This window comes from Roseinatronobacter sp. (assembly GCF_051859525.1).
Lineage (GTDB): Bacteria > Pseudomonadota > Alphaproteobacteria > Rhodobacterales > Rhodobacteraceae > Roseinatronobacter.
This window is the reverse complement of sequence record NZ_JBHYFM010000022.1, coordinates 46,261-46,532: the sequence shown is the minus strand read 5'-3', so window position 1 is coordinate 46,532 and position 272 is coordinate 46,261. Positions and strand designations below refer to the sequence as shown.

The following is a 272-nucleotide window of genomic DNA, read 5'->3' as shown; positions in this document are numbered from 1 at the left end:
TGGGCAAAACCAGCCTGTTGCGCGCGATTGCGGGCCGTCACCCCTATTCGGGGGGCACCATCACACTGGACGGGCAGGACCTGATGCACCCGAACGCAGTGCAGGCCGCACGCGCGGGCATCGCCTATGTCCCCCAAGGCCGCGAGGTGTTCCCGTTGATGAGTGTGACGGAAAACCTGCAAACAGGGTTTGCCTGCCTGCCAAGGTCCGAGCACCACATTCCCGACCGTATTTATGACCTGTTTCCGGTCTTGCAGCAGATGAAGGACCGG

At 62.1% G+C, this 272-nt stretch carries 1 protein-coding gene; it reads left to right on the top strand.

Going from position 1 to position 272, the window contains the following annotated elements; translation table 11 throughout:
• Positions 1-272: ATP-binding cassette domain-containing protein (locus tag ACTIE1_RS13685; protein WP_439563444.1), on the top strand; the 272-nt coding region annotated here is incomplete at both ends.